This window comes from Rhodoferax sp. (assembly GCF_012927445.1).
GTDB lineage: Bacteria > Pseudomonadota > Gammaproteobacteria > Burkholderiales > Burkholderiaceae_C > Rhodoferax.
In genome coordinates this window covers 332628-346423 of the sequence record NZ_JABBPD010000008.1, presented here as the reverse complement: position 1 = coordinate 346423, position 13796 = coordinate 332628, and the positions used below count along the sequence as shown (strand labels likewise).

Here is a 13796-nt window from a genome sequence, read left to right as displayed (position 1 = left end):
TGTTCGGCAAAAAGTCTATTTTGTTGCTTACTGGGTGGTCAATTTCAGCTCCGCGCGGGGACTCCATTTTGCCTCGGTTGGCACCGCTTTGGCAGCCCCCAAAAACAAACGCTCCAGCGGTAATTTTTGCGCGGCCAGATAATCCCGCACCGTCACGCCACGTTGCACCGCCAGCTCACGCATGGCGTCATCTGTGGCGCTCAGGTTGGCCAGCAGGAGCGCTTCCATTTCATTCACAGGAATATCCTTGGTCAGGCCCACCAGATTGCGTGGTTTCGGAAAATCGGCACGCCGGTACACGGCCTTCAGCAGCGCCGGGTACTCAGCGGGCGTCACCGTCACGCTATCGCCGCCCGCCCCGTCGCTCTTGCCGGTCGCACTGCTTGAAGACCCATTCACGACGCTAGCGCGACGCTTTTCGGCCTGCACCAGCGCTTTGAGCTGTTCGCGTTTGAAAGCATCACTTTCCACCTCAAGGTTGGCCGTGCCGACCACCGTCATTTTGAGTGCGGGACGCTCGATCAGGGCTTTGGCCACTTTGTCCAGACCCGCCCGAGCCTCTGACGCCAGCTCGGCAGAGCCCGGGGCAAAGCTGACCACACTGAGTTCATCCGCACCGCCGCCGAACGCGTTGGCCAACAGACTGAACGGCGAAGTGATGGCTTTGCCAATCAAATTGATGATCAGCTTGAACACAATGGGCGCCAACTTGAACTGTGGGTCATTCAGGGAGCCGCTCACCGGCAGATTGATGTCAATGACGCCGTTGCGGTCAGCCAGCAGTGCCACCGCCAGCTTCACCGGCAAACTGGCCGGTGCACCGGGGACCTGGTCACCAAAGACAAGCTGGTTGAGCACAATGTTGTGGCTGGCGGTCAGTTGCCCATTTGGCAGCACCAGGTAAGCCACATCGACGCTGAGCTTGCCACGCTCAATGCCGTAACCGGAATAGCGGACCGAATACGGTGACAGCGGCGGCAACTCCAGGTCGCGCACCCGGCCTTTGATATCGAGCGCGACCGGCGTGACCAGCGGATTGACCTTGCCCAGAATCTCCAGCGACGCCGTGCCTTCGGCACGTCCCCGCAACTCCAGATCGGCCAGATTGCTCGCGCCGGGCGGCGTGACAGAAGAAAAAGCACTGAGCTTGCCGGTCAACTCGGTCAGGCTGGTTGAGTAATTGGGCTTGATAAAGTGGTCCGAGAAATAGACACGCCCCCCCAGAAAACTGACCGGCCCGAAGCTGATGACCGGGGCCAGTCCGGGTTTTGTGCCTTTTTGAGGTGTAGCCCCCGTCGTTACTGCGCGAGCAGCTATTACTTCAGTAGCATCCTGGGCACGGCCCGCTGGAACGCTAGCGCCGGCTCCCGCAGAAGAAGCAGCGGCTTGCGGCGGGGACGGCATCACGTCCTGCAAATTGAGCCGGCCGGCCTCGCTCAGAATAAGGCGGGCAAAAAAATCACTCCACACCGTTTCCTTCACGCTGACGATGGTGGCGGTACCGGGTGCCAGGGCCACATTGACGCCCCGCAAGCTCAGCAGCTTCCAGTTCAACAACTCCTCGCCGCTCTGACTCTGGCGCGGGCCAGAAGCCACCAGCCCGGCGCGCTTCGCCGCAGTGGGCGCCGTGTTGTTGGCCTGAAAATCTTCAATGCGGGCATCGCCGCCCAGTTTCAGCACCGGGCCGGCCGCCGTCTGCGCGTAGTTCACTTTGCCTTTGAAGCTGGCGTCGGCCCTGATCAAGTCGATGTTCAGCGCGTCCGCCAGATACGGCTCGAACACCTGCACCGGCACTCGGACCGCGTCCACCTGGCCTTGTACCGCCAGCGGGCTCAAACCCGCGCTGCCACGCCAAAGCACGCGCCCCGCTTCGCGTCGCCCGGCGCGAATCTGGGTTGAAACATTGGCGGCAAACGGCTTGTTGTCGGTGGTCGAGAAATTTTTCAACTGAAGCGAAAGCGCCGACAGGTCAAAGGCCACCGGCTTGCTGACCGATTTATCAACAAAAGTCACGGCCCCGCCCTCCAGCGCCACGTCCTGAATTGCCACCGCCCACGCCTGTGCCGGGCTTGCCGCCGACGAGTTGGTCTTGGGCTGGGTCTTGGGCTCGGCTTTCAGCCAGCTCTCGTACATCCAACGGCCATCGGCTCCGCGCCCCACGGCCGCTTTGGGTTGCATCACGCTCAGCTTGCCCAGCGTCAAACGCTGGCGCTCCAGGTCCAGCAACGCCTGTTCCACTTGCAGTGTCTTGACGCTGGCCAAACTGGTTTTTCCCTGCGTTAACGCGACGCCGTCCAGTGTCAACTGCCGGGCCTCCAGCGATATCTCGGCCGGTTTTGCCGGGTCCGGGTTGGTATTCCAGTTCACGTTGAGGTCAGCATTCAGCGTGCCGGCCAGGTCGGGCGTCATGAACTGCGCCAGATACGGCCCGGCCAAACCCAGCGGCAGATCAGCCAGCGTGACCGCCGCATTGGCAACTTGCGCGCTGGCACTGCCGTTGAAGCGCACATTAGCCGCATCCACCGGCTTATCGGTCTTGGCACCAGCGCCAGGCGCCAGGTTGGCCGACCCGCCAAACTGTGCCGGTTGCATTAAAGGCAGGGCGATGCCCGAAGCCTCCAGCGTAACGTCGCGCAAGCCCAAACGGGCCATGGGCGCGGTGCCCTCGTCGGTCCAGTTGATCGCCCCGCTGCGCACGACGAGCTTGGCGAGATCAACCTTCCAGGCACTGTCTTTCGCATCATTTACGGCCTTAGCCCCCGTCCCGCTTGCGGTACCAGCTATATTTTCAGTAGCATTTTCAGGCTTGGCAAGCATCGCCAGATTGAGCTGACCAGATTTGTTCCGGCGCACGTTCAAGCGGGGTCCGCTTAATTCCAGCGCCGCCAGCCGCGCCACCCGTTCTAGCGGACGCACATCCAGCAGGGTGAGTTTGAGCAGGTCAAAACTCAGCAACTCAGGGTCTTCCGACCTGGCCGCTTGAGAAGCACTTGAACTGGATCCGGCGCTCACGACCCGGACCTTACCGGCCTGCAGTGTGCCGCTGAGTTTGACGCTTGCCAGCTTGGGCGACTGCTCGAACGCAACTTTCAGGTCGGCGTTCAGAAGGGCCGATTGCACCTTGACCGGCAGGTTGGCGGGCAGGTAGCCCAAGTAGGGCGTCACATCCAGATCGGTGAGCTTGAAGCTGGCATCCGACTTGCGGGTCTGGGCAAAGGGTGTGCCCTGCGCGCTGGAGTCAAAGCGGCTGCCATTGAGGCGAAACGCCAGTTTCGGCTCCACCAGCACGGTACGTTGCGAGGCAAGATTACTCACAAAAGGGACCGTGATCTGCAACTCCCGCAACTCATGCGTCTTGCCGACCGCTTTATCGGTGAAATCCATCGTGCCACCCGACAGCGCCAAGTTGTAGAGCGCAAAACTCAACGGGGCAGCGCCTGGCTTGTCGGCGGATTTATTGAGTCGACTCAGAATGTCATCCACATCGTAATGGCCACCACCCAGATGCGTCAGGCTCAAATGGGGCGCATCCACCGCAATCGCATCAAGCACCGGTGCCAGTCGCCCCAGAGACTGCAACTCTGCATCTATATAGAAGCGTTTGATGAACAGCTGGGGAGAAGCATCGGCCACACCTGCCGCGCGCGCCACGGCCAAGTCATGAACCGTGAGTTCCAGCGACCAGGGCTTGAAATCAACCGCCCCCAGCGTGACTTTGCGGCCCAGTTGCGCGCTGGCGATTTTCTCGACCTGACTTTTGACGATAGGCGGCACAGCCAGCCAAGCCACGCCCCACAAAGCCACGATACCGCCCACCGCCCAGACCGAACGCCTGACCCACTTGTTTTGTTGATTAAATTTGAAAACCATGCGCCGAATTTTCAACGCAACAACCCCAACATCAAGGCCGGAGTAACAATTAATGACAACAAAGTGACAAATAAACAAGAAAGCCCGGTCGGCTGGCCTAATCCACTCCGCCGGGCTTGACGGCGGACATCAAGTCCATGCCGTCAGGGCTCGCACGATGGGAGGGTAAAGTCCCAAAGTGCTGGGGAGATAAGAGATTACCTCCACAATTTGTCGGGGCCGCTTTATCACTACTACCCGCGGGTAGGGACTGGCTACTGCCGACTTACTGCCTGTTATGCGACAGGCAGATTTAGTCTAGACAAGCACCATGAAAAATTCAAATTAAATTCTTAATCGGGATGTAATCCTTGATTGATCCCGCACAAACAAAAAAATCCTTTATTGATCAAAAATAGTGCTAAGAAATCGATCTACCGACTAAATTTTATCGCTCATAGAACCAAATTAAGCATAACAAACCGATTTGTTATTGTTGACTTGATATATATAGTCCACATAGAATCCGCGTTCCCTGTGAAAGTCCAGGGATAACCCGTATCCGCTGCCGATCCCGGCATATTCAAATCTCTGCACAACATGCGATAAACAACGCAGGATATTGATAGCGTACCAACCTAACGAGGTGCCCAAAGTGTTGCTCCCTGCTTGCAGAACAACGCTTTAGCCCACGCGAACGAAGGAAGAGCTATGACCGCGTCAGAAAAATTTACCCAGGGCCTGCGAACCTTCGCATCCGACATTGCCCAGGGCTTCTTTGTAATCACACATAACAGTTTTGCCCTCGTCGGGCTGGCTGTCATGTTTGCCGTTATCGTTATGACGGCACGACCCGAACTGCGCCAGGTGGGCGAGCTTCAACTTTTTAGTTGGCTGCAAACCCGCCAAGTCGCAGTGAATGGACCAATCGGCGAACTCGACGCGATTGATCGCGCCACCGCCAGTAACCCGAAAGATCTGCCCAAACAACAGGCCGCCGTCGCCTATTGGTTGAGCAAAAAATACCGGGTGGCGCCCGAGCCACTCAGCGCCTTGGTGGCTGAAGCCTATGAGATCGGCATCCGCACCAAACTGGACCCCACGTTGATTCTGGCCGTGATGGCCGTGGAATCCGGGTTTAACCCATTTGCCCAAAGCCCGGTAGGCGCCCAGGGCCTGATGCAGGTGATGACCAAAGTACACAGCGACAAGTACGACAGCTTTGGCGGCAAACTGGCGGCCTTTGACCCGCTGACCAACCTGCGGGTAGGCGTCAAGGTCCTGCAGGAATGCATTGCCCGCGCTGGCTCGATGGAAGGCGGCCTGCGGTATTACGTGGGCGCGGCCAATATTGAAGATGATGGCGGCTACGCCGGCAAGGTGATGGCAGAACATGCCCGCCTGCAAATGGTCGCCAAAGGCCGTTCAATGCAATTCACCGCGCCCCAAACGGTGACTGCGCCAGCCACGATCAAATCCAATGAAGGCCCTGAAAAAGTGGCGATGTTGTCCGGCTCCTGATTTACAGGGTTTGCCAGATGCGGCGGCTTGTCAGTTAAACTCAACGCGCACGCGACTGGCGATAGGCGATCAACCCTTCTGGGGTTGAGACGCTGAAGTGGGAATACCACGGGGGAGCGTGCCGCATGGCCAAGGTGGCCCATGTGTTTAGCCGTTCGCCTGGGCAGCCCTGGGATCAAATGCATGATCCCCAGGCCCATCGTCTTTAAGGACTGCCATGTACGACCGTAACATTCTCATTGAGCAAACTGATCCCGAAATCTTTGCTGCCATCCAGGCTGAAAACGCCCGCCAAGAACAGCACATCGAGCTGATCGCCAGCGAAAACTACGCCTCGCCTGCCGTCATGGCCGCGCAGGGCACACAGCTCACCAACAAATACGCCGAAGGCTACCCTGGCCGTCGCTACTACGGCGGTTGCGAATATGTGGACATCGCCGAGCAACTGGCGATTGACCGCGTCAAACAGATTTTTGGCGCCGAAGCTGCCAACGTGCAACCGCATTGCGGCGCATCGGCCAACGAAGCGGTGTTTCTCGCCTTTTTGAAACCCGGCGACACCATCATGGGCATGAGCCTGGCTGAAGGTGGTCACCTGACCCACGGCATGGCCCTGAACATGAGCGGCAAGTGGTTCAACGTCGTCAGCTATGGCCTGAACGATAAAGAAGAGATTGACTACGACGCCATGGAGCGCAAAGCCCATGAGTCCAAACCCAAGCTCATCATTGCCGGCGCCTCGGCCTACAGCCTGCGCATCGACTTTGAACGCTTTGCCAAAGTGGCCAAAGATGTGGGTGCTATCTTTATGGTCGACATGGCGCACTACGCGGGCCTGATTGCCGCTGGCGTGTACCCCAACCCCGTGCCACATGCCGACATCGTGACCTCAACCACCCACAAGAGCCTGCGCGGCCCCCGTGGCGGCATTATTCTGATGAAAGCCCAGCACGAGAAGGCCATCAACAGCGCCATCTTCCCCGGCCTGCAAGGTGGCCCGCTGATGCATGTGATTGCAGCCAAAGCGGTAGCCTTTAAAGAAGCGCTGGCGCCTGAGTTCAAGATTTATCAGCAACAAGTACTGGTTAACGCCCGCATCATTGCGGAAACGCTCACAGAGCGCGGTCTGCGCATCGTCAGCGGCCGGACTGAGTCCCACGTCATGCTGGTGGACTTGCGCGCCAAGGGCATCACCGGCAAAGAAGCCGAAGCCGTGCTGGGCGCCGCCCACATGACCATCAACAAAAATGCAATCCCCAACGACCCGGAAAAGCCGATGGTCACCAGCGGTGTGCGCATCGGCACCCCTGCCCTGACCACCCGTGGCTTCAAGGACGAAGAAGCCCGCATGACGGCCAACTTAATCGCCGACGTGCTGGACAACCCAAGGGATAGCGCCAACATTGACGCCGTACGCGCCAAAGTCAACACCCTGACCGCACGCTTCCCGGTTTACAAATAAGCCAACTGAGATGAAATGCCCCTTCTGCAGTCACTCCGAAACCCAAGTGGTGGAAACACGGATTTCTGAAGACGGGGACTCCATCCGCCGTCGGCGCCAGTGTGCCTCGTGCGAAAAGCGCTTTACGACTTACGAACGCCCGGACGTCACCTTTCCGGCGATCGTCAAAAAAGACGGTCGACGCATTGAGTATGAGCGCGCCAAACTGCTGGCCTCCATGAAACTGGCCCTGCGCAAGCGGCCGGTCAGCACCGAACAAGTGGATAGCGCGGTTGAGCGCATTGAAGAAAATCTATTGACGCTTGGGGTACGCGAGCTGCCCTCCGCCCGACTGGGTGAGTTGGTCATGCTCGAACTCAAAAAGCTCGACAAAGTAGCTTATGTGCGCTTTGCCAGTGTTTACAGGAGCTTTGAGGATATTGACGAGTTCAAGACGCTCGTGGACGAGGTAAGGCGGTAGATGCAATCAGCAAAGATGCTTCTTTGAGAAGACGGAATAAACGTCCAAGCAAGTACAGTCAAGTCTCAAAGACAGACAGCCGGTTGGTCTTGCTGGATACGCGGTCGGCCCTCACATTGAAGTTCACACCAAAGGTTTTTACACTTTGGGCATGGATATACAAACCACCTGTTCTTGTGCAACGCCCATTTGCGGCACCTCGTCACGACACGGGCAATCAGGTTTCTCCATTATTGAGGTTCTGGTTGCCATCATTATTCTGAGTATTGGCATGCTGGGTGCGGTGGGCATGCAGGCAACAGCCATGCAATCCAATAAGGAAGCCCGAAATCAAGCGGCAGCTACTACTTTCGCCCGTGAGCTTGCCGAAAAAATGCGGGGCAACCATACAGTAGCCATCAAAACGACGACGGCAGACAATCCTTATCTCTTTGATACCACCCTGGGGGCGTCGGCCACCATCGCAACGCCGGCCGTCAATTGCTTCATAGACGGGTGCCTGATCGTCAAAGACGCCGCAACCTGGGACGTCGCGGACTGGCAGGGCCGCGTCCAAGCCGCACTCCCCACCCCCAGAGTCAAGGTATGTTTTGACAAGGACCCTTTTGACAGCGCCGGCAAACCCCGCTGGGACTGTACTGACGATGGAGATATCTCCGTACTGAAAATGAGTTGGACAAGAAAAAACACTGCCGGAACGCTGGAATTCGCCGCAAGCACCGGCGCACCGGTCGTCGTTGTGACACTGACCGCTGGAAGCTCCCAATGACGCCACGCCATTTTCCCAATACAGGCCGCAAGCAGCGCGGCTTGACGCTGATTGAGCTGCTGGTCGCTCTTGGCCTCGGTCTGCTGGTCGTGGTGATTGCAGCAACGGCTCTTTTGCTGGGTCAGCAAGGGTACCGCAGTGTAGACACCACCACCCAGCTACGTGACCGGGAACGTTTTGCAACCGACCTACTGACACGCGTCATCATTCAAGCGGGTTATCAGGATTTGGGGGCTGCCAATGTTTCCCTGCGCTCAACAGCCAAACTACTTGGTAATGATCCAGAGCCCGATATTTACGGCTGGAACAACGCGGTGTACAAACAGCCTGACGACCTGATTCTGAGCACCGGCACCAAAATCACCAACGGCAATAGACCTGCTTCATGCACCGTTAATGACACTTCCTGTAAAAATGGCAGTGACGTTCTGCTAGTCCGCTACCAGGGTGTGAACTCGCCGACCGATGCCGCCAAGCCGGACAACACCATGATCAACTGCATGGGATTTGGGGAAACCGGTTTAACGAACGGGGATCTCAATGACCGTGCAGTCAGTATTTTTCATGTGACACGTGGGACCAATGGTGAACCCTCCCTGTCATGTTCTTACTACAATTTTGTTACTGGCGTTTGGGCTGGGCCCGCCCCGATGATTGAAGGGGTTGAGTCCTTTCAGGTTCTTTTCGGCACCGATGGCGTGTCCCCAGCACTTGCGCCCAGCGCAACCGCCGTGCAGGACACCGTGGCGGAACGCTGGCTGCGCGCCGACCAATTGACTGTTGCGGGCAACGATGCAGCCACACGCGAAAACTGGCGCAGGGTACGGGCAGTACGCGTGGGTTTGGTGCTGCGGGGTTCTGTAGGCTCGGCCCAGCAAGCGACCACGGCCACGTTCACCCCACTGGGCAGCATGTATGCCAGCACCAATGACACGGGCTCCAATTTGTCTGTGGCAGCGGACGGACGCTTACGGCTGCAGAGTACTTTTACCGTGCATTTACGCAACGACCTGACGCTCCGATGAAGTACCAACCTTTAGCCTCCTCCAGCTGCGCGGCTACACGCGTGCGCAGCAAGCAGCGCGGATTTTCCCTGATCACCACGCTGATATTGCTCATTGTGGTCACGGTGCTGGGGATCGGCGCGAGCCAGATGGTCTTGCTGTCCGAGCGCGCGACCCGGTTTGACCGTGACACGCAAATCGCTTTTCAGGAAGCAGAAGCCGCGCTGATCGACGCAGAATTCGATATCCGCGGCCCGAACACCTCTGCGAGCCAGCGCGTGGCCACATTTTCAGCCACCAGCGGGCTGGGGTTTATCGACGGTTGCGGCACAGGCACAGGTTTGTGCTTGCCCGCTGCTGATGGTCAAAAACCGGTTTGGTATACCGTTGATTTCACCGACGAATCCAGCAGCGCCAAAACTGTGAAGTTTGGCGACTTTACCGGACGGACCCTGTCCACAGGAACCAGTGGCATCCGCCCCGAGATGCCCCCCCGCTACATCATTGAAGTGCTTCCCGACAACACGTCTGGAAGCAGCGCGAGCACACCCAAAAAATTATTTCGGGTCACCGCCATGGGATTTGGGCCACGCAAGGAAACCCAGGCGGTCCTGCAAATGATTTTCCGAAAAGAGTAAGCACCATGAATTTCCGAATTCTGTTTTCAGGCTCATTGAGCAAGTCATCGAAAAAAGTATGGGGTATTCGGCTTGCCTTGCTGTCAGCCTTGTCGGCCATTACGGTGGGCGTCGTTATCAGTCAAACCATCACCCTGCCTCCTGAAGTGCTTCTGCCAGCCGAACCGCTTTACATGAATGGCGCCAAGACCAAAGGCAACCTGACACTGGCGCTTTCAGTGGAATTTCCGACCGTAGGGCAGACTTACCGCGACAACTTCGATTCAACCAAGGAATATGTCGGATATTTTGACCCAAAAGCCTGTTACCGCGCTGTTTTGAGCAGCGGTTCTCTCGGCAATTATTTCGACTGGCAGACCAACAAGGGCACTTTTTCGGCTACCTGCCCAAGCAGTCAGTTCGATGGAAACTTCATGAACTGGGCCACCTCTTCGGCCATCGATATCATGCGTTACGGCTTGACCGGCGGTAACCGCACCATTGACGACAACAATACAACAGTGGTTGACCGCGCTTGGTTGCCCGACAACTTTTACAAAAACTCCAGCTACTTCTCTGAAAAATTTGTACCGAACGCACAGTTGTCTGGCAGGACCGAAAATTCGCCCACGTCGTTTCCCAACGGCATGTGGATTTACAACTGTAAAAATCGCGTGTATTTTGCCGACGCTCAAGACAGTGGCACAAGCTGCGACAGCCCTTTCGGTGTTGCCAATGCCCTAAGCGCCCATCTAATCAAGGCAAACGCCAACAACAAGGGAAACTTCTACGAAGTCAGAAACCTGGTCTGCGACCCCAACAGTGCCTCCAACCGCCTGATGACCTACGACCCGGATACGAAGAAATGGACGGGCCTGTGCTATCGCTACCCAAGCGGCAAGTACAAGCCCGTTGGTCAATTTCAGATGAATGCAGACAACCTGAGGGTCTCGGTTTTGGGTTACCTGCAAGACGACAATCGGTCACGTTACGGTGGGGTGCTGCGTGCGCCGCTCAAATACCTGGGCCCCAAAAACTACGACAGCAACTTTAATTTGCTAACTGCGGCCAATGCTCGCAGCGAATGGGACGTCACAACAGGTGTGTTTATCACTAACCCCCAAAGTGGTGATTCAACCTATGGCGATCAAGGCTTTGGTCAAAGTGGGGTGATCAACTACGTCAACAAGTTCGGCACACTCAACCCTGACAGCATCGGCAAATACAAGACACTTGATCCACTCAGCGAACTGTATTACGAGGCGATTCGTTATCTGCAGGGTAAGCAGCCCACTCCAGAAGCCATAACAAATGTTAGCGGGACAACGTCATCCAAGGCGCTTCAAGAAAATTTTCCAGCCTACACAACCTGGACAGACCCCTTCGCAGGCTTCACGGATACCACGGATACCGGCAAGGGCTGCTTGAGAAACAGCATCCTGACCATTGCCGATGTATTTACCCATAGCGACCGGTCACTCCCTGGCAACAGTGTGACCACTAATAGCGACTTTGCCCGCAGTGTGGAAACAAGCCCGACGCTGGACGTTCCGCTCTGGACCAATGTGGTCGGCAGCTTTGAAAGCCAAACGACCTCCACGGCAACGGTGACTTACACCGACAGCCAAGGGCGCACCCAAACTGCCGGCAACATAACGGGCAATACGCTTTATCCCGCACTGAACAATGCCGCTAGCGTCGATACCGGCGCGACCGGGGGTTCGTATTACATGGCAGGCCTTGCATATTGGGCCAACACCCATAGTTTTCGCACCGATTTGCCCAAGGGACGGATCAAGACTTATTCGATCGACGTCAATGAAAACCGCGCCAGCGACAATGTAGATTTCCGCCGGACGCGGCAGCTGTACCTCGGCGCCAAATATGGGGGCTTTGACGACAGCGCGGCCGGCAACACCGGCAATCCTTATACGGTCGGCACCAACGTGCTTTGGCAAGGCACTGACGGCGACGCGAAAAACTATTTTTTAGTCAGTGATGCCGCCAAATTTCTCGATTCTCTTGCCGAGGTATTTGCACGCGTCGTTGAGGAGACCGGCAGTATTGCAGGCGGCGCTATTTCCACGCAGCGCTTGACGGTAGGCCAGGCAGCGGCCGTATTCCAGGCCCGCTTTAACCCGGTTGCCAACTTCTGGAGCGGTCGTTTGCTCAAGTATCCACTCTCGCTGAACACGGCGGGTACGTCACTCGTCATAGGCACCACTCCCACTTGGGAGGCGGGTCAGGTATTGACCAGCGACACCTTGATTGACAATGGCGCGGCCAGAAATATCGTTATTGGCGCACCGATTGGGGCGCAGGCGACCGTGACGCCTACACTTTTCAACTGGACCGATCTCGCACAGGCTCACAAAGATTCACTCAACACGGTGCCGTACAGCAGCCCTGTTGCGACTGATACATTGGGTGCGGACCGGCTCGCCTATCTGCGGGGGGACCGGCGCAAGGAAATCAAGCCGACGACGCCACTGGGGCCGTTCCGGCCTCGTGACATCGTGCTGGGTGACATTGTCAACAGCGGCTTGGTCTACATGGGCAAGCCATCGGGAAGCATTGGTGGCACGGACTACAACACGTTCTTTAATACCAATAAAACTCGCAAGCCCGTTGTTTTTGCCAATGCCAACGACGGAATGCTGCACGCTTTTTACGATACCAATGGCAAGGAGGCATTCGCCTACATACCGGGATTTGTAGCGAGCAAACTGAATCAGATACCCGACCAGGACTATAGTCATTTCAGCATTAACGATGCCACACCTGCAGTCTCTGAGGCTTATATAAGTAGCCAGTGGCGCAGTGTTTTGGTTTCCGGTGTTGGCGCCGGTGGGCAGGGAGTTTTTGCCCTGGATGTGACCAATCCGGAAACATTCACCAAAGACAACGTACTCTGGGAGTTCTCAGACCGGGATCATCCAGCGATGGGCAACGTGATTGGTACGCCCCAGATCGTGAAGCTTCGCACCACCGACTATGGCGTAACCCCCGCCTACAAATGGTATGCAGTGGTCGCCAGTGGCGTCAATAATTATTCGGCAGATGGTTACGCCTCTGCCACGGGTAATCCCTCCATTTTCATCCTCGATTTGTCGAACAAGCCCGCCAGCGCCAGTAATGGGGGTGTCGCTTGGACGGAAGGCACGAACTTCTGGCGCATCGAACTCCCCCAAACCAGCACCGCGATTGCCAAAGGCTTGGGGGGATTTACCACCGTTAAAAACTCCCAGACGGGCGCCGTAGACAGCCTGTATGCGGGCGACATGCAGGGCAATGTCTGGAAGCTTGACTTCACACTCAAGGGCTCAAGCAACTTGACTACGAATGCAACAACCAACTTGACAAAATTCAACGCCAAGACAGGAACCAGCAATACATTTTTCATCGCAAAGGACAGCAGCGGGGCACTGCAACCCATCACAGGGGAACCCGTCGTCATCAATGCTTTTTTTGACAGCAAACTGATCTCCTTTGGAACCGGAAAGTACCTGGAAAGCCCGGACACCAGCGTGCCAATGACTGTAGGTGCTTCGTTTTATACGCTTTTGGACAACACACAAGCAATCACCGGACGTTCTCTATTGCAGCAAGGCAGCGTTTCGACCTCTGGCATCGTCACGGTCCCCAGTTTTCTCTATGGCATGCCGCCGGCGACAGGAACCTCCGCGCTGAAAATGGGTTGGTATATAGATTTTGACAAGAGCATTGGCGAGCGCCAGATCAGCGATATCACCGCCGAGTTTGGTCAACTGTTTTTTGGTTCCCTGTTTCCGACACAAGGCTCATGCGGCGAGGGAGGGGGTCGGTTTTATGCGATGAACTCACTCACGGGTAACGGCATGTCAGAGTTATCGCAGGTTGGCATATTGGCAGCACCCCTGGTTTTGGAAATTGGCAGCACGGGGCTCACCCTCAGTGACACCAGCGGTCAACGAACAGCAACCCGGCGTGTTGCTATCATTACACAGGGCTCCAAGGGGCTGAAGGTCGCCGCCACGGGTGGCGGCGGACTTACCTACAACGAACAAGTAGGACGACTCAGCTGGCGTCAAATCAACAACTTCCGTGAAAACAAGAATAACTAACCCCTACGGAC

The 13796-nt window shown here is 56.7% G+C and carries 8 protein-coding genes and 1 riboswitch; of the genes, 7 read left to right on the top strand and 1 reads right to left on the bottom strand.

Annotated features, from left to right (window positions below):
• Positions 1-27 precede the first annotated feature (27 nt).
• Complete coding sequence (locus tag HHJ17_RS17190; protein ID WP_296499663.1) at positions 28-3870, bottom strand: DUF748 domain-containing protein; 3843 nt, start codon at positions 3868-3870, stop codon at positions 28-30.
• A 690-nt stretch (positions 3871-4560) separates the two neighbouring features.
• Between HHJ17_RS17190 and HHJ17_RS17185 the strand changes: the two genes are divergently transcribed.
• The 7 genes from HHJ17_RS17185 to HHJ17_RS17155 all read left to right on the top strand — a co-directional run bounded on the left by HHJ17_RS17185 (position 4561) and on the right by HHJ17_RS17155 (position 13785).
• Positions 4561-5370, top strand: coding sequence for a lytic transglycosylase domain-containing protein (locus tag HHJ17_RS17185; protein ID WP_296506690.1), 810 nt, complete (start codon positions 4561-4563; stop codon positions 5368-5370).
• 41 nt (positions 5371-5411) lie between these two features.
• A riboswitch (ZMP/ZTP riboswitch) is annotated at positions 5412-5542 on the top strand.
• A gap of 45 nt (positions 5543-5587) precedes the next feature.
• Complete coding sequence (glyA, locus tag HHJ17_RS17180; RefSeq protein WP_296506689.1) at positions 5588-6832, top strand: serine hydroxymethyltransferase; 1245 nt, start codon at positions 5588-5590, stop codon at positions 6830-6832.
• Between the two features lie 10 nt (positions 6833-6842).
• Complete coding sequence (nrdR, locus tag HHJ17_RS17175; protein WP_296499659.1) at positions 6843-7292, top strand: transcriptional regulator NrdR; 450 nt, start codon at positions 6843-6845, stop codon at positions 7290-7292.
• A 151-nt stretch (positions 7293-7443) separates the two neighbouring features.
• Positions 7444-8061: a type IV pilus modification protein PilV gene (gene pilV / locus HHJ17_RS17170; protein WP_296499658.1), complete on the top strand. Its 618-nt coding sequence runs from the start codon at positions 7444-7446 to the stop codon at positions 8059-8061.
• Positions 7965-9086 carry a PilW family protein gene (locus tag HHJ17_RS17165; protein ID WP_296506688.1) on the top strand — a complete coding sequence of 374 codons (1122 nt, stop codon included), beginning with the start codon at positions 7965-7967 and terminating at the stop codon, positions 9084-9086. Before pilV ends, HHJ17_RS17165 begins: the two co-directional genes overlap by 97 nt.
• Positions 9083-9703, top strand: a complete 621-nt coding sequence (locus tag HHJ17_RS17160; RefSeq protein ID WP_296499656.1) for a PilX N-terminal domain-containing pilus assembly protein — start codon at positions 9083-9085, stop codon at positions 9701-9703. The genes HHJ17_RS17165 and HHJ17_RS17160 overlap by 4 nt, the downstream gene beginning before the upstream one ends.
• A gap of 5 nt (positions 9704-9708) precedes the next feature.
• Entirely contained in the window at positions 9709-13785 is a 4077-nt protein-coding gene (locus HHJ17_RS17155; protein ID WP_296506686.1) for a PilC/PilY family type IV pilus protein, read from the top strand.
• The last annotated feature ends 11 nt before the right edge of the window (positions 13786-13796 follow it).